10 protein-coding genes are annotated in these 17,266 nt (G+C 72.4%); 1 reads left to right on the top strand and 9 read right to left on the bottom strand.

What is annotated here, in order from left to right; translation table 11 throughout:
- Positions 1-17: 17 nt before the first annotated feature.
- From BMY40_RS19035 to BMY40_RS19005, 7 genes are all read right to left on the bottom strand, one after another.
- Positions 18-1,055 (bottom strand): ABC transporter permease, encoded by a 1,038-nt coding sequence (locus tag BMY40_RS19035; protein ID WP_093661204.1) that lies wholly within the window; start codon positions 1,053-1,055, stop codon positions 18-20.
- Between the two features lie 834 nt (positions 1,056-1,889).
- Positions 1,890-3,797, bottom strand: coding sequence for a translational GTPase TypA (typA, locus tag BMY40_RS19030; protein ID WP_093661202.1), 1,908 nt, complete (start codon positions 3,795-3,797; stop codon positions 1,890-1,892).
- A gap of 358 nt (positions 3,798-4,155) precedes the next feature.
- Positions 4,156-5,991 (bottom strand): ATP-binding SpoIIE family protein phosphatase, encoded by a 1,836-nt coding sequence (locus tag BMY40_RS19025; protein ID WP_093661200.1) that lies wholly within the window; start codon positions 5,989-5,991, stop codon positions 4,156-4,158.
- 325 nt (positions 5,992-6,316) lie between these two features.
- On the bottom strand, positions 6,317-8,860 hold the full coding sequence (locus tag BMY40_RS19020) for a SpoIIE family protein phosphatase (RefSeq protein ID WP_245770176.1): 2,544 nt from the start codon (positions 8,858-8,860) through the stop codon (positions 6,317-6,319).
- Positions 8,861-8,948: 88 nt separating this feature from the next.
- Positions 8,949-9,176, bottom strand: coding sequence for an SPOR domain-containing protein (locus tag BMY40_RS19015; protein WP_177214058.1), 228 nt, complete (start codon positions 9,174-9,176; stop codon positions 8,949-8,951).
- A gap of 179 nt (positions 9,177-9,355) precedes the next feature.
- Positions 9,356-10,108: a GntR family transcriptional regulator gene (locus tag BMY40_RS19010; protein WP_093661194.1), complete on the bottom strand. Its 753-nt coding sequence runs from the start codon at positions 10,106-10,108 to the stop codon at positions 9,356-9,358.
- Between the two features lie 246 nt (positions 10,109-10,354).
- Entirely contained in the window at positions 10,355-11,944 is a 1,590-nt protein-coding gene (locus tag BMY40_RS19005; RefSeq protein ID WP_093661192.1) for a S8 family peptidase, read from the bottom strand.
- Between the two features lie 340 nt (positions 11,945-12,284).
- On the opposite strand from BMY40_RS19005, the gene BMY40_RS19000 reads away from it, so the two are divergent.
- Positions 12,285-12,863, top strand: coding sequence for a M23 family metallopeptidase (locus tag BMY40_RS19000; RefSeq protein WP_177214057.1), 579 nt, complete (start codon positions 12,285-12,287; stop codon positions 12,861-12,863).
- A 104-nt stretch (positions 12,864-12,967) separates the two neighbouring features.
- On the opposite strand, the gene BMY40_RS18995 is transcribed toward BMY40_RS19000, so the two are convergent.
- Positions 12,968-15,856: an AfsR/SARP family transcriptional regulator gene (locus BMY40_RS18995; RefSeq protein ID WP_093661190.1), complete on the bottom strand. Its 2,889-nt coding sequence runs from the start codon at positions 15,854-15,856 to the stop codon at positions 12,968-12,970.
- 292 nt (positions 15,857-16,148) lie between these two features.
- Entirely contained in the window at positions 16,149-17,237 is a 1,089-nt protein-coding gene (ychF, locus tag BMY40_RS18990) for a redox-regulated ATPase YchF (RefSeq protein WP_093661188.1), read from the bottom strand.
- Positions 17,238-17,266 lie beyond the last annotated feature (29 nt).

Genomic DNA, 17,266 nt, shown 5'->3' with positions numbered 1-17,266 from the left:
CCCTCAGATGGACGTGATCAGCGTCCGGACTTGGGGTCGAAGGCGTCCCGCACGGAGTCGCCGAGAAGGTTGAAGGCCACCACGAAGATCACCATGGTCACGCCGGGGAAGAACATGTACGTGGGGTCGTTCTGGTAGACGTCGGCGGCGGTCCTGAACATGCGCCCCCAGTCCGGCGTCGGCTCCACGTAGCCCACGCCCACGTAGGACAGGAAGGCCACGGAGAGGATCGTCGAGGGGAGCATGTAGGTGGCCTGCACCAGGATCGGGGTGACCAGGTTCGGCAGCAGCTCCTTGCGGATGATCCGCCAGGGCGACGCCCCCGAGACCTTGGCGGCCTCCACGAACTCGCGTTCGCGCAGGGTGAGGGCCTGGCTGCGCACCAGGCGCGCCATGCCCATCCAGCCGAGGACCCACAGGACGACGATGATCGCGGAGGCCCGGACGTAGACCGGGGTCTCGTCGGTGGGCGACACGAAGACGGCCACCACCACGGGCATCGCCGCGATCAGGGTGAGCTGACTGGGGAGGGCCATCATGAAGTCGGTGACCCGGCCGATCCAGTAATCGACCTTCCCGCCGAAGTAACCGCCGACCAGACCGATCAGCACACCGGTGGCCACCATCAGGATGGTCACCGGAAGAGCGGTGTACAGCGATGTCCGCATTCCGTACAGCAGCTGCATGAAGACATCGCGACCGAGGTCGGGCTCGATGCCGAACCAGTGCTCGGAGGAGATGCCTCCGTTGGGGCCGGCCGGGAAGCCGAACTCGTCCAGCAGCTCGTAGGTCTCCTGTCCGTACAGCGTGTACGGGTCCTTGCCGTAGAGCCAGGAGATCACCGGTGCGAGGGCGGCGATCAGGAAGAAGAAGATCACCACAAATGCACTGATCACACCGACGCGGTCGCGCTTGAAGCGCAGCCACATCAGCTGGCCGGGTGAACGGCCGGCGAGCTGGCCGCCACTGCCGGCGGTCTGCTCTTTGCTCAGGCTCTCGGCGTCCGGGCCAGGGTTGTCGGCCTGGGCTGTCGCAGCCTGGGTTGGACTCGTCATCGCGTTGCGCCCCCGCGCTGTGGGTGTTGGCGGAACCCGCTCTTTCTTCGGCACTGGGAAATGCCTTGGGCTGAGCGGACTTTTGCAATCGGTTCCCAGCTCAGTCAAGAGGTCTTGGCCCTCGGTTGGCCACCCTCCGCACATCTTGAGCGAAGGTTTTGCAGATTGAGGTCCCAGCGTGCTTGACAGACTCCAGAAGAGTCGGACATATAGCCACTTTGGGCCCATAAGGAGTTAATGAATCCGCAACCTAGCCGTCGCTGCGCCGATATACGAACGCGCCGTTCTGAACTGCGTACGGACCTCTCGTAACACGCTCGCAACCCTGGAGATGCCCCCCGAAAGCGTGGACGCGCGTAGATCCGCCTCGCGGCGGCGGTCGCCAAAGTCGTTGCGGGAGCAAACGTTGGCATGTTCACGGAGACCGTTCCCCACCACCGCTCCGACGGGCGCGGAGTCCTGTGGAATCGCCCGTTCCACCCGCCCGCCGCACACCCCCCGCAGGCGTCCGCAGGGCCCGCTCCCGGGTCCGTGGGCGAACGGGAGGGCCGCCGGCCGCGCGGCGGCCCTCCCGGGACACGGCGGACCGCCGCCGCCGCGGCGGGGGGAACGGCTCCTCGCACGAGCACCTCCTCGGGGCCTGGGCATCCTCTCTCCGGAGCCATATCACCTCATAAGGGACTTTTATCGCCGCTACGCCGACCGGGCCCGCGGAGCGCTCAGGCGGCCGCCCGGATGCCGGACGGCCGCCGGGGCCGTACGGCCCCGGGCGAAGCGAAGGGGCGCCCGGACCGGTTCGGTCCGGGCGCCCCTTCGGACGGATCGCCGGGCGTGTCAGGCGTGCTTGGCCCGGGAGGCGGCGCGGGCGCGCTCCTTCTGGTCGAGGACGACCTTGCGGATGCGCACGGCTTCCGGGGTCACCTCCACGCACTCGTCGTCGCGGCAGAACTCCAGGGACTGCTCCAGCGACAGCTTGCGCGGCGGGACGATCGACTCGGCCACGTCGGCGGTCGAGGACCGCATGTTGGTGAGCTTCTTCTCCTTGGTGATGTTGACGTCCATGTCGTCGGAGCGGGAGTTCTCACCGACGATCATGCCCTCGTACACCTCGGTGCCCGGCTCGACGAAGAGCACGCCGCGCTCCTGGAGGTTGGTCATCGCGAAGGCGGTGACGGCACCCGCGCGGTCCGCGACGAGCGAGCCGTTGTTGCGGGTCTTCAGCTCGCCGAACCAGGGCTCGTGGCCCTCGTGGATGGAGTGCGCGATACCGGTGCCGCGGGTCTGGGTCAGGAACTCCGTGCGGAAGCCGATCAGACCGCGGGAGGGCACGACGAACTCCAGGCGCACCCAGCCCGAGCCGTGGTTGGACATGTTGTCCATCCGGCCCTTGCGGGTGCCCATGAGCTGCGTGACGGCGCCCATGTGCTCCTCGGGCACGTCGATGGTCAGGCGCTCGACCGGCTCGTGGACCTTGCCGTCGACCTCCTTGGTCACCACCTGCGGCTTGCCGACGGTCAGCTCGTAGCCCTCCCGGCGCATGGTCTCCACCAGGATGGCCAGCGCCAGCTCACCGCGGCCCTGCACCTCCCAGGCGTCGGGGCGCTCGGTGTCCAGCACGCGCAGCGAGACGTTGCCGACCAGCTCGCGGTCGAGGCGGTCCCTGACCTGGCGGGCGGTGACCTTGCGGTCCTTGACGGCCGCCTTGGCGTCCGCGCCCTTGCCGGTGCCGCCCCGGCCGACCAGCGGCGAGGTGTTGGTGCCGATGGTCATGGAGATCGCCGGCTCGTCGACGGTGATCAGCGGCAGCGCCACCGGGTTCTCCGGGTCGGCCAGCGTCTCGCCGATGGTGATGTCCGGGATGCCGGCGACGGCGCAGATGTCACCCGGGCCCGCCACCTCGGCCGGCTTGCGGGTGAGCGCCTCCGTCATCAGCAGCTCGGTGATGCGCACGTTCTGGACCGAGCCGTCGCGCTTCATCCAGGCGACCGTCTGGCCCTTGCGCAGCTCGCCCTGGGCCACGCGCAGCAGCGCGATGCGGCCGAGGAAGTTGTCGGCGTCGAGGTTGGTCACATGGGCCTGGAGCGGGGCGTCCTCCTCGTAGGAGGGCGCCGGGACGTGCTCCAGCAGCGTGGAGAAGAACGGCTCCAGGCTGTCGCTGTCGGCCGGGACGGTGCCGTCGGCCGGCTTGGTCAGCGAGGCCACCCCGTCGCGGGCGCAGGCGTAGACGATGGGGAACTCGATCTGCTCCTCGTCCGCGTCCAGGTCCAGGAAGAGGTCGTAGGCCTCGTCGACGACCTCGTCGATGCGGGAGTCGGGCCGGTCGGTCTTGTTGATGCACAGGATGACCGGCAGCCGGGCCTGGAGCGCCTTGCGCAGCACGAAGCGGGTCTGCGGCAGCGGGCCCTCGGAGGCGTCCACCAGCAGCACCACCGCGTCCACCATGGACAGCCCGCGCTCGACCTCGCCGCCGAAGTCGGCGTGGCCGGGGGTGTCGATGATGTTGATGGTGACGGGGGCGCCGCCGTCCTTGGGGTGGTACTTGACCGCGGTGTTCTTGGCGAGAATGGTGATGCCCTTCTCGCGTTCCAGGTCGTTGGAGTCCATCACGCGGTCGTCCACCTGGTCGAGCTGGTGGGCGGCGAAGGCACCGGCCTGCTTGAGCATGGCGTCGACCAGGGTCGTCTTGCCGTGGTCGACGTGGGCGACGATGGCGACGTTACGGATGTCGTGGCGCGTGGGCATACTGGGGGCGCTTCTCCCGGAATCGTGGATGGCGGCGCGACCGGTGCGTCGCGCGCCCGCCGGGCTGATCATCGCCACGGCCTGTCGTCCCTCCATGTTACGGGCCCGGCGCCGGTGTACGGGGCCCGGCGGCTCCCAGCGGCCCCCGGCCCGCTCCGCGTGCGAGCGTGGACCGCGCGCGCGTCCGCCCGGTGACGCCGGGGCGACCGCCCGCCGACCGGGGGCTTCGCCCCGTACCGGGGTGCGGGCCGCGGCTCTCCCGCGAGGGCGGTGTGACGTGCGGCACTCCCGCCCGCGCCGCGTGAGCGCACGGCGGCCGCGGAGGACCGCGCCGAACGCGGCGTCCCGGCCGGTTCCCTCAGAACATGCTCAGCAGTGCCTCGGCCGAGTCCGGTGGTTTGGGCTCACCCTCCTGGGGGAGGGCGAGCTCGAACCAGACCGTCTTCCCCCGCGGGGTGCGGCGGCTGCCCCAGCCCGAGGAGAGCAGGTCGACCAGTTGCAGGCCGCGACCGCCCTCGTCGGTGTCGCGGGCACGGCGGCGGCGGGGCTGGACGAGTCCGGAGTCCCACACCTCGCAGACCAGGGTGCGGTCCAGCAGCAGGCGCACCCGTATCTCTCCCCCCGGACCGCGTCCGGCCGGGGATGCACCCGGCTCCGCGGAGGAGACCCCCACCCCGTGGCGCAGGGCGTTGGTGACCAGCTCGCTGACGAGCAGCTCGGTGGTGTCGGTGAGATCGTCCAGATCCCACGAGGCGAGCTGGCGGCGGGCCAGGTCACGGGCGCGGGCGACCGAACGGGGCTCGGCCGGCAGCCGCCAGTCGCCCACCGACCCGGCGGGCAGCCCCTGGATCCGGGCCAGCAGCAGGGCGATGTCGTCCTCGCCGTGGTGGGTCTCCAGCGTGCCCAGCACCTCGTCGCAGACGTCCTCCAGCGGGCGGTCGGGGCCCGACAGGGTGGTGCGCAGCGCCTGGAGCCCCTCGTCCAGGGACTGGTGGCGGGACTCGACCAGGCCGTCGGTGTAGAGCGCGAGCAGGGCGCCGTCCGGCAGCTCGACCTCGGTCTCCTCGAACGGCTCGCCGCCCACGCCCAGCGGCACGCCCTTGGGGACCTCCAGCAGCAGCGCGGACTGCTCGCCGCCGTCGTCGCGCGGCTCGACCAGTACGGGCGGCAGATGCCCGGCGTTGGCGAAGGTGCAGCGGCGGGTGACGGGGTCGTAGACGGCGTAGACGCAGGTCGCCAGATACACCTCGGAGAGGTCCGCGGCCCGTCCGGACTGGTCGCCGCGGCCGTCGCGGGAGGCGCCCAGTCCCTGGGCGATCTCGTCCAACGCGCCCAGCACCTCGGCGGGTTCCAGGTCCAGCAGGGCCAGGGTGCGCACGGCGGTGCGCAGTTCGCCCATGGCCACGGCCGCGCGCAGACCGCGGCCCATCACGTCGCCGACCACCAGGGCGGTGCGGTGTCCGGGCAGTTCGATGACGTCGAACCAGTCGCCGCCCACCTCGCTGGCCGTACTGCCCGGCAGATAGCGGCAGGCGATGTCGAGTCCGGCGGCCTCGGGATCGTCCGGGGGCAGCAGGCTGCGCTGGAGTATGAGCGCGCGCTCGTGCTCCCTGCGGTACAGCCGCGCGTTGTCGACGCACACGGCCGCGCGGGCGGCCAGCTCCGCGCCGAGGGCGGCGTCCCGCTCGCCGAAGGGCTCGCTGCCCTTGGTGCGGGAGAACTGCACCAGCCCGAGCACCCGGCCGCGCGCGACCATCGGCACGGCGAGGGTGGACTGCACCAGGGTGCCCGTGGCGCGCTGGACGCGGGCGGTGCGCAGCGCGTCGGCGTACGGGGAGCCGGCGGGGTAGCGGTGGATGCTGCCGGGTTCGACGTGGTCCGGGTCGGGGGCGCCGCCCGTGTGGTGGCCGAGGGTGATGGGGCCGTCGGAGACGGCGCTGGCGAAGGCCACGCGCCGCAGCGGACGGGTGCCGTCCAGTCCGTCCACCGCCCGGGGGTCCTCTCCGGAGAACACCTCGGGGTACAGGTCCACGGAGGCCAGGTCGCAGAACTGGGGCACGGCCACGTCGAGGAGTTCGCGGGCGGTGGTGTCCAGATCGAGGGAGTTGCCTATCCGGGCCCCGGCGGCGTTCAGCAGCGCCAGGGCCCGGCGTACGTCGTCGGGCTTTCCCGCCTCGGCCGGAATGTCGCTCAACGCCGCCCCTTCCTGTTCCGGTCCAGCATCCCCCGGGCGAAGTCCGCCCGGAACCCGCTGGTCCCGCCCACCGCACGGTTTCCGCCACTTCCGGCGGGACCCGGGCCAGTCCCGTTCCCTCTCTCTCCTAACCAGGCGGAGTCCGCTCGAACCACGCGCCGTGGCGGCGTGGCCGTCCCCGACCGGGCCCGGCGGCGGCACCGCGGCTGGGAGCGGAGGCGCGCGATGTGGCGTGGCGTAATTTTTCCGGTGCGTTGGACACAGCGTCAAGGCGCAGGTGAGGCCGCTGTTCCGGTGTCCGGAAATGGGATCGAGCCCATCGCCGTCACGGCAGGCTCAGTTCGAACCACACGGTCTTGCCGATCGGTCCGTGGCGGGTTCCCCAGCGGCGCGCGCCGCGGGCGACGAGCTGGATGCCGCGCCCGCCCTCGTCGTCCACGGCGGCGTTGCGCTCGCGGGGCGGGGCGGGCAGCGGGTCGGAGACCTCCACCAGCAGGGAGGTGCCGCGCACCATCCGCACGCCGATGGGCCCGTGGGCGTGGCGCAGGGCGTTGGTGACCAGCTCGCTGACGAGCAGCACGGTGTCGTCGGTCAGCGTCTCCAGCCCCCAGCCGCGCAGGACGCCGCGGACGGCGTCGCGGGCCCGGCGTGCGGCGTACGTCTCGGCGGGGAAGGTCCAGGAGGCGGAGCTGCCCTCGGGGAGGCCGCCGAGCCGGGCCAGCAGCAGCGCGACGTCATCCACCGAGCCCACCGGGCCCGTGGAACGCGCCGGGCCGGCGGGACCGGAGGAGGCGGCGCCCCGGCCGTCCGGCTCGGCGCCCTGGTCCAGGTCGCCGAGCACCCGGTCGCAGACGTCCTCGAGGAACGGCTGGGCGGGCAGGCCGGCGAGCAGGGACATCAGGCGGTCCAGCCCCTCGGTGATGTCCTCGCCGCGGTGTTCGATCAGCCCGTCGGTGTAGAGCACGAGGACCGATCCGTCCTCCACCCCCAGGCTCACGGGCTCGAACTCCACCCCGCCGACGCCCAGCGGAGCGCCCGAGGGCGCCTCGACCGGGGTGACGTCCCAGCCTCCGCCCCGGCCGGTCAGCAGCAGCGGCGGCACGTGCCCGGCGATGGCGAGGGTGCACTGGCGGGTGGAGGGGTCGTAGACGGCGTAGACGCAGGTGGCCATCAGGGGCTCGTCGGGGCCCTGGGCGAGGTCGTCGGCCAGGTCGTTGACGCGGCGCAGCAGTTCGTCGGGCGGCAGGTCGAGTGCCGCCAGGGTGCGCACGGCCGTGCGCAGCTGCCCCATGGTGGCCGCGGCGCGCAGCCCGTGACCCATCACGTCGCCGACGACGAAGGCGACCCGGCCGCCCGCCAGGGGGATCACGTCGAACCAGTCGCCGCCCGCCTCGGCCTCGGCCTCGGCGTGGCTGCCCCCGGGAACGTAGCGGTAGGCGATCTGCACACCGGGGGGCGAGGGCACCTGCTGGGGCATCAGGCTGCGCTGGAGCATCAGGGCGCTCTCGCGCTCGCGGGCGTAGAGGCGGGCGTTGTCCAGGCTGATGCCGGCGCGCCCGGCCAGTTCCATCGCGAGCGCGAGGTCGTCGCGGTCGAAGGCGGCGCGGCCCTCGGCGCGGTTGAGCAGCAGCAGCCCCAGGACGGTGCCCCGGGCGCGCAGCGGGACGACCATCAGGGAGTGGATGTCCAGATCGAGGGCGGCCTGGACCTTGGGGTCGCCCGGATAGGAGGCGGAGACCAGTTCCTCGCGGGACATCACCAGGTGGGGGACGGCCGAGTCGAGCACGCTCTCGAAGATCGACCCCCTCTCCAGCGCGATGTCCTGACCGACCCTCAGCATCCGCTCCACCACCGGGCCGCGGTCCTTGGCCGCGGCGCCGAGCTGGAGCAGCGGGGCGCCGGGCGGGCGGCCGGCGCGGGGCAGTTCGCCGCCGTGGGCGACGGCGCCGTAGAGCATCACGCTCGAGTAGTCGGCGAAGCGCGGGACGAGGGCGCCGGCCAGCGTCCTGGCGATCCTGGGGACGTCGAGCAGATCGCCGAGGGCCACGCCGACGTCGTCCAGGAGCTTCAGCCGCTGCCGGGCGCGCTCGATCTTCTCCATCGCGTCGCGCCGCTCGGTGACGTCCATCACCGTGGAGCTGACGCCGAGGACGCGTCCGTCGGGGCTGGTGAGCCTGCCGTACGACACCGAGCGCCAGCCGTGCCCGTCGGGCGCGGCCAGGACGGTGTCCACCACGGGGCGGCCGGTCCTCAGCACGAGGGACTGGATCTGGGCGAGGGTGTCGGCCATGTTCTGCGGCAGGACCTCGTGGACGGTCCTGCCGAGGGTCTCGTGGACCGGCCTCCCGTTGAGCCGGGCCAGTGCCTCGTTGGCGCGGACGTAGCGGTGCTCGGTGTCGAAGACGGCGATGCCGAGCGGGGAGGTGGCGAAGAGGGCGTCGAGTGCGGCGAGGTCCTGTTCGACGGCGCGCAGCCGGGAGGTCTCGACGATGTTGGCCAGAACGAACGGTTTGCAGTCGGGCGGCGTGAGCAGGGAGGCGCGGGCCTCGACCTCGACGGTGTAGCCGTCGCGGTGGCGGACGCGGAGTTTTCCGCGCCAGTACCCGTTCTCCCCGATGGCCCGGTAGATCCCGCCGCGCGGAACGGAGGCGCCCGAGGAGGCCTCGACGGGGTCCTCGGTGAGGTAGCCGCCGTAGTAGCGGCCGACCATGGCCTCGGCGGGCCACCCGAGGATCTCCTCGACCGTGGGGCTCCACAGCATGATGTAGCCGTCGGTGTCGAACATGACGACACCGACGCGCAGGGTGTCGAGCAGCGAGGTGGTCACGCCCTCGACCGCGCCGTGGAATGCCTTGGGTGGGTCGTTCACGCCGTCCTCGTCCACGCTCGGGCCCTCGCCCGGGCGCACACCCGGGCACTTTGGGACTGTTTGTCCGTATACCCGATTGTGCATTGGGTCAGGCGTGATCACCGCCTCCGCGGCGCATGCGCTCGACCAGGTAGCGCCGCTCTCCCGCCCTCCCGTCCGCCCCTTCCGCCCCGGCGCCGCCCGCCCGGTGCCCGCTCAGCCGCTCGGCCATGCTCTGGGCCTCGGCCCGGGTGGCATAGCGGCCGACGCGGTAGCGGTTGCCGTTCGGATCCTGCCGTATGACCATCCAGGGGAGCACGGTCCTGCTCTCACTCATCACGCGCCCCTCCCGCCCGGCGCCCCGCGCCGTGCGACTTCCCCCAGCGATCCACCGGTCTGCATATGCCCGAGCCTACGCCCGGGCCTCACTCAGCGCATTCATGTTGGCACAATGAGGCATGGTTTCGGCCATGTGTGCGAGTGACCGCGGCATCCGGAGGGGCGCACGGGAGCGCCTCAGCGCACGGGGAGGTGGTACACCGCGTGGTGGCGGTCCGCGGGCACGATCACGTCCGCGGTCTCCACCGGGCGCCCGCCGGCGCGGTACGTCCGCTCGATCACCAGCACGGTGTGTCCCGGCACCCCGCCCAGCACGAGCATCTCCTCCGCCATGCCGGGACGGGCTCCGACCTCCTCCACCACGTTGTCCACGACGATGTCGATGGCCGCCATCCGCTCGACCACCCCCCGTCCGCCGAGCGGCCCCTCCTCCGGCAGCATCACGGGGGTGCGCCCGGTGATGGCCAGCGGCTCCCAGGAGGTGGAGAGCATCGAGGGCTCCCCGTCGATACGGAACAGGTAGCGGGTGCGCATCACCCGCTCCCCCTCCTTGATCCGCAGCCGCTCCGCGATCGCCGGGCCCGCCTCCTCCTGGTCGCTGTGGGACTCCCAGGTGCCCGACACCCGTTCGTCGGCCTGCTCCTGGCGGAAGGGGCCGACCTCGCCGGCCGGCCGGTAGCCGGTGCGGATCACCCTGCGCGGCACGGGCCGTTCGCGCACGTACGTCCCCGACCCGGAGCGGCCCTCGACCAGCCCCTCGGCCATCAGCACCTTGCGGGCCTCCAGCGCGACGGTGTCCGAGACGCCGTACTCCGCGCGGATGCGGGCCTGCGACGGCAGCCGGGTGCGCGGCGGAAGCGTGCCGTCGGCGATCTTCCGGCGGAGATCTCCGGCCACACGCAGATATGCGGGCTGCTCACCGAAAGGCACATGTCCTCCCAACGGCTTGACGGTGTGCAACAGCTTGGCAACGGAAGGTTGTACGCCGCAACAATCGGCCAGGGTTTCACCCGATGTGATGAAGTGCTGCTCAGAGCAGGTTTCGAGCACGAACCTGCCCCCACGGCGAGGCCGTGGGGGCAGGGGCTGTGCACAGGTCGCGCACGAGGCTGTGCGGTCGGCGCACGGTCCGGCGCACGGCCGGTCAGGGGCGCCGGAGAGCCGCCTCGCCCGGGCTCAGAACTGCAGTGCCCAGGAGTTGATCGTGCCGGTGTCCCACCAGGCGTTGTCGCTGACCCGCAGCTTCCAGGTCCCGTTCGCCGTCTCCGAGGAGGCGTCGACGGTGTAGGTGCCGATCACGTTGTCGGCGCTGCCGCCCGTCCCGTAGTCCTTGAGGCGGTAGGCGCTGCCGTCGGGGGCGACCAGGTCGACCCGGAGGTCGCCGCTGTAGGTGTGGCGGATGTCCACCTCGACCTTCAGGTCGGAGGGGGCGTTGCCGCTGACGCCCGAGACGGTGATCGGGGACTCCACGGTGGAGTTGTCGCCGATCGGGTAGTCGGCGGTGTTCTCGAAGCGGCCGCCCGGCTCGCCCGGGTCACCGGGGTCGCCCGGGTCGCCCGCGCCCACGTTCAGCAGCTTGTTCGGGGAACCGCTGCCGGGGTTGGAGACCACGCCGGTGACGGCCGCGGAGTCCAGGCCGGCCGCGACCTGGGACGGGGTGGCGCCGGGGTTCTCCCCCAGGTACAGCGCGGCGGCGCCGGCGACGTGCGGCGCGGCCATCGACGTACCGGAGATGGTGTTGGTGGCGCTGTCCGAGGTGTGCCAGGTGGAGGTGATGGACGAGCCCGGCGCGAAGATGTCCAGGATGCTGCCGTAGTTGGAGAAGGACGAGCGCGCGTCGGAGCTGGTGGTGGAGCCGACGGTGAGGGCCTCGGCGACCCGGGCGGGCGAGGACGTGGAAGCGTTGGTGTTGGAGTTGCCCGCGGCCACGGCGTAGGTGACGCCGGAGGCGATGGAGTTGCGCACGGCGGTGTCGAGGGTGGAGTTGGCGCCGCCGCCCAGGCTCATGTTGGCCACCGCGGGCTTGACGGCGTTCCGCGTCACCCAGTCGACGCCCGCGACCACGCCGGAGATGGTGCCGGAACCGTTGTTGTCCAGTACGCGCACGGCGACGATCCTCGCCTTCTTGGCGACGCCGTGGGACGTGCCCGCGACGGTGCCGGCGACGTGGGTGCCGTGGCCGTTGCCGTCCTGCGCGACGTTGTCGCCGTCCACGGCGTCGTAGCCGTTCACGGCCCGGCCGCCGAAGTCGCTGTGGCTGATCCGCACGCCGGTGTCGATGATGTAGGCGTTCACGCCCTGACCGGCGGAGTCCGGGTAGGTGTAGCGGCTGTCCAGCGGCAGAGCCCGCTGGTCGATCCGGTCCAGGCCCCAGGACGGCGGGTTGGTCTGGGTGCCGGCGATGGAGACCTTCTGGTCCTGCGCCACCGCGTCCACCGACGGGTCGGCGGCGAGCCTCTTCGCCTCGGCCTCGGTCAGCCGGACCGCGTAGCCGTTGAGCGCCTCGCGGTAGGTGCGCTTGATGGTGGCGCCGTACTTCTCCACCAGTGACTTGCCCTTGGAGGAACCGGCGTCGGCCGCGTCCTCGTCGAGGGTCACGATGTAGCTGCCCTTGATCGCTCCGGGGGCGCCGGCGTTCTGGATCACGCCCTCGGCGGGCGGAGCGGCCACGGCGGCCGCCGCGGGCACGAAACCGATGGCCAGGGCCGCGGCGGTGACCGCGGCCACTCGGGCACGTCTGCGTCGGGTGGGACGCATCGCTGCCATGGGGGGTCCTCCTCCTGTGGGGTGCGCTGCTGAGGGGATGCGCATGAGCATGACAAATCAAGCACCGGGAGGTGCGGGGTTCCGGAACGATTCGCCGCTCGAAAGATTCGCCGATCCATAGGAAAGACACAAGGGTGCGTGCACAAAGACACGTACATGTCACGCGCCGTCAACACGTTTCCGGCCACGGCGCCCGGACGCCCGGACCGATCCGGCCCGGCCCGGCCCGGTCCGCGCCGTCCCGCACCGCCGGGCAGGACAGGGCAGGGCCCGGCGGTTGTATCCGCTTTGTATGGGCGCCCCCTTCAATCGCCCCGTCACCGACCACAAGGGGAAGCCCATGCAGAGACGTTCCCGCCGGATACTCGCGGCCGCGAGCGCGGTCGCCGCCCTCGCGGCCACGGCTCCCGCAGCCGTCGCGACACCGCAGGAGACCTCGCCGGACGCCGTACAGACCCTGTCCCGGCCCAACTTCAAGATGCCCTTCGCCTGCGGCCAGGTCTGGCGCGGCAGCAACTGGAACGGACACAGCCCGGCCCACTCGGTCGACTGGAACCACTACGACGCGAACGGCAATCCGGACGACTTCAAGCGCCGGGTGTTCGCCAGCGCCGGCGGCACCGTCCTCTCCTCCCACTACTCCACCACCACCGGCTACGGCAACACCATCGTGATCGGGCACGGGGACGGCTGGCGGACGCGCTACGCGCACCTGTACAACCGCGAGGTCAGCAAGGGCGACAAGGTCAGCGCCGGCCAGCTGATCGGCCGGGTCGGCAAGTCCTCCGCCACGTACAGCCTCTCCCCGCACCTGCACTACGAGCAGATCCACAACGGGGCGGTCGTCACCGCGGTGGTGCAGGGGGTCGGCTACCCCGACTACACGACGCGCTACCAGACGAGCAACAACAGGTGCTGATGTGACGCCCGCGCCGTGACGGGGGCCGGGCCGCCGCACCTCCCGGCCCCGCCCCGCGGGGCGTACCGTCCTCGGCGCCGGGGGCGGTACGCCCGCGGAACGCGTCAGCGCGGCGAACGCAGCTTCGCGTCCACGAGTTCGGCCTGTTCGCACGCTTCGAGCCGGCGCCACGTGGACAGGGAGCGGTGGAAGTAGCGCCTGGCGGTCTGCTCCCGGCCGGTCGCCCGGTGCAGTTCGCCCAGCAGGCACGCGACACGCGCCTCCGCCCGGCGGTCACCGAGCTGCCGCTGCACGGCGAGCGCGTCCACCAGCAGCACCGACGCCTGGCCCGCGTCGCCCTGACGCAGGCACAGCTCCCCGATGCTCTGCTGTACGTAGGCCGCGCAGTGCGTGTCGGCCAGCTCGTCGAAGATGCCGAGCGCGTGCTCCAGTTCGGCTCGTGCGGCGTGCGGTTCGCCGCGCAGCTCGTGCAGCACCGCGATCCGGCGGCGCACCTGCGCCTCCCGGTGCCGGTCGCCGATGCCGCGGGACAGCTCCAGGGCGCCGTCCAGCCACGGCGCCGCGGCGTCCGGGTCCCGGCGCTCCAGCCACACCGAGGCGATCGCGTTGTGCGCGACCGCCTCCCCGTGCCGGTCGCCCACCCCGCCGAACCCGCGCAGCGCGTCGGTGAAAGCCTTCAGCGCGGCGCCGAGATCGCCCACGACCCGGTGCACGGAACCGGCCCCCACCGCGGCGACCGCCTCGCCCGACGGATGCCCCAGCCCGGCGAAGAGGGCGCGCGAGGTGTCGAACGACGCGAGGGCGTCGGCGTACCGGTCCTGGTAGAGATGGAGCTGGCCCAGGTTGCGCAGCAGCGCCGCGGCCCGGGCGCCGGCCGGTTCCGGCATCGCGTCGAGTACGAGCCGGTGCGTCCGCAGCCAGTCGCCGTAGTAGCCGCGCATGTCGAAGAAGCCCGCCAGCTCGATGGCGAGATCGGCGGCCCGGGAGACGTGGCCGAGCCGCAGCGCCGACTCCACCGCCCGGACGAGGAGCCGGCGCTCGGTCTCGAACCACTCGACGGCCCGGGCGCGCACCGTGTGCACGACCGCGGCGGCCGGCCCGGTCGGCCAGACCGGTTCCCCGAGCACCCCGAGGAAGCGGGTGGGCATGGCCGAGTTCGCACAGCGGGCGAGCGCGATCAGGGCGTCGACGACCTGCAGCCGGCGCCGCAGGAGCACGTCCGTGCCGTCCTCCTCGGCCAGCTCCCGGGCGTAGCAGCGCAGCAGGTCGTGCATCCGGTAACGCTGCAGCCCCAGCCGGTCGGTGCCCACCACCTCGACCAGGTGCTCGTCGGCCAGCGTCTCCAGCTCCCCGGCGGCCCCGTCGGAGCGGCCCATCGCCACCGCGACGAGCCAGCCGGGCACCGCGTCGCCGGTCAGGTGCCCGAAGGCCCGGAAGGCCGTCGCCGCCTGCTCGGGCAGATGGCGGTAGCTCAGCTCCGCGCTCGCCCGCACCTCCATCTCGCCCGTCTGGAGCTGGTCCAGCCGTCCGCGCTCGTCGTGCAGGAAGTCGGCCAGCGTGCCGACGCTCCAGCCCGGCCGGTTGGCCAGCCGGGAGCCGGCGATCCGTACGGCCAGCGGCAGCGAGCCGCAGCCGGCGAGCACCCGGTCGGCGTCGGTCCCCTCCCGGCGCAGCCGCTCCTCCCCCACGATCGCGCCGAGGAGCGCGCGGGCCTCGTCGTGTCTCATCACACCGATGGGGAAGTGGTGCGCGGGCAGCCCCGGCATCCGGCGGCGCGAGCTGACGAGCACCGCCGATCCCCCGGTCCCGGGGAGCAGAGGGCGCACCTGCGCGCCGCCCGCCGCGTCGTCGAGGACGACGAGGAACCGGCGCTGCGCCATGCGCGAACGCAGCAGCGCCGCCCGCTCGGCCGGCTCGCCGGGGACGGCACTGTCGATGACGCCGAGCCCCCGCAGCATCTCGGCCAGGACGTCGGCCGGCTCGCGCGGCCGGTCGCTCATCCCGCCCAGGTCCACGAAGAGCTGGCCGTCGGGGAAGGCGCGGCGCACCCGGTGCGCCACGTGGACCGCCAGGGTCGTCTTCCCCGAGCCCGGCGGGCCCGACAGGACGGCGACGACCGGCTGCCGGCCGGCCGCCGACAGCAGCCCCTCCAGCGCGGCGACCTCCTCGGACCGGCCGGTGAAGTCCGGCACGTCCATCGGAAGCTGGCACACCGGCTCGGCCGGCACGGGCCGGCGCCGGCCGGTGTAGCCGTTGACCTCCTCCCCGGTGCGGCGCAGGGAGGCGCCCGGTTCGACGCCGAGCTCGGCCGCCAGGATCCGCTCGGCCTCGGCGTACGCGGCCCGGGCCTGCGCGGTGCGGCCCGATCCGTGCAGCGCCCGCACCAGCATCTGCCACAGGTCCTCCCGTAACGGGTCCTCGGCGAGACGGGAGCGCAGCTCCGCGACCAGCGGCGCGTACTCGCCCATGCGCAGCCGCACTTCGAGGCACTCGCCGACCGCGGCCGACCGCGCCTCCTCGGCCCTGGCGATCACCGGGTCCCACACCACGCTGGACGGCACGTCCTGCAGCACGCTGCCGCGCCAGAGGCCGAGGGCCGACTCGTAGCGGCGCAGCGCCGCGTCGTCGTCGCCGCGGTCGCGCTCCGCGCGGGCCCGCTCCAGCCGCTGTTCGAAGAGCGACATGTCGATGTCGCCGGGCGCGGCGTCGAACGCGTACCCCGACGGCCGGGTGCGCAGTCCGCCGGTGGCGACCCCCGCCTCCGACAGGGCGCGGCGGAGCGCGCGCACATAGGTGCGGACGTTGGCGACGGCGGAGCGGGGAGCGCCGCCGGGCCACAGGACCTCGACCAGCATGTCGAGCGAGACGAAGGCCCCCGGCTGCAGCAGCAGCGTGGCGAGGACAGCCCTCGGCTTGGGGCCCCCGATACGGACCTCGGCGCCCCGCGCCCGTACCCTCAGCGGCCCCAGCACCCCGAAAGTCGGATCCCCCATCCACGCGCCTTTCACGACGGTCCGTGGCTCCGGGCACAGCGTACTGGCGTACGGAGGCATCAGACAGGGCCCTGCGGAACGCCGCTCTCCACGGCGAACGCCGGCCGTCCCGCGGATGTCGTGCGGGTGCCGCGCGGGTTTCGCCGGGCAGCCGCGCGGGCCGCCGGCGACGGCCGGGACGTCCGCGTCCCGGAAGGGCACGGGGTGCGCGGAAGGAGACGGGAAGGGGCCAGCCCCCTGGACCGCGGGTTCCCCACCCCGCCCGGCTTTCGGCCGATCGGGGAACCGGCCGTCAGACGTTGAAGCGGAACTCCACCACGTCGCCGTCGCGCATCACGTAGTCCTTGCCCTCCATGCGGGCCTTGCCGCGGGCGCGGGCCTCGGCCACCGAGCCCGCCTCGACCAGGTCATCGAAGGAGATCACCTCGGCCTTGATGAAGCCCTTCTGGAAGTCGGTGTGGATCACGCCGGCCGCCTCGGGGGCCGTGGCGCCCTTCTTGATCGTCCAGGCGCGGGCCTCCTTCGGGCCCGCCGTCAGGTACGTCTGGAGGCCGAGGGTGTCGAAGCCGACGCGGGCGAGGGTGGCCAGGCCCGGCTCCTCCTGGCCCACCGACTGGAGCAGCTCCAGGGCCTCGTCCTCCTCCAGCTCGGCGAGGTCGGACTCCAGCTTGGCGTTGAGGAAGATCGCCTCGGCCGGGGCGACCAGCTTGCGCTGCTCCTCCTTGAAGGCCTCGTCGGTCAGCTCCTCCTCGTCCACGTTGAAGACGTAGAGGAAGGGCTTGGTGGTGAGCAGGTGCAGGTCGTGCAGGAGCTCGGCCCGCTCGGAGCCCTGGACGATGCCGGCCGAGAACAGCGTGCGGCCCTCGTCCAGGATGGCCTTGGCCTCCTCGACGGCCTTGACCTTGGGCTGGACGTCCTTCTTGATCCGGGACTCCTTCTGGAGCCGGGGCAGGACCTTCTCGATGGTCTGGAGGTCGGCGAGGATCAGCTCGGTGTCGATCGTCTCGATGTCGTCCTTGGGCGAGACCCGGCCGTCGACGTGGACCACGTTCTCGTCGTCGAAGGCGCGGATGACCTGGCAGATCGCGTCCGACTCGCGGATGTTCGCCAGGAACTTGTTGCCCAGTCCCTCGCCCTCGCTCGCGCCGCGCACGATGCCGGCGATGTCGACGAAGTCGACGGTCGCGGGCAGGACGCGCTGGGAGCCGAAGATCTCCGCGAGCCGGGCGAGCCGGGCGTCGGGGACGCCGACGACGCCGACGTTCGGCTCGATGGTGGCGAACGGGTAGTTGGCCGCCAGGACGTCGTTCTTGGTCAGGGCGTTGAACAGGGTCGACTTGCCGACGTTGGGCAGGCCGACGATTCCGATCGTGAGCGACACGTGGCGACTTCCCGTAGCGAGAGGATCTT

Origin of the sequence: Streptomyces radiopugnans, assembly GCF_900110735.1 — a bacterium.
GTDB classification, from domain to species: domain Bacteria; phylum Actinomycetota; class Actinomycetes; order Streptomycetales; family Streptomycetaceae; genus Streptomyces; species Streptomyces radiopugnans.
This window is presented reverse-complemented; position numbering and strand designations above follow the sequence as displayed.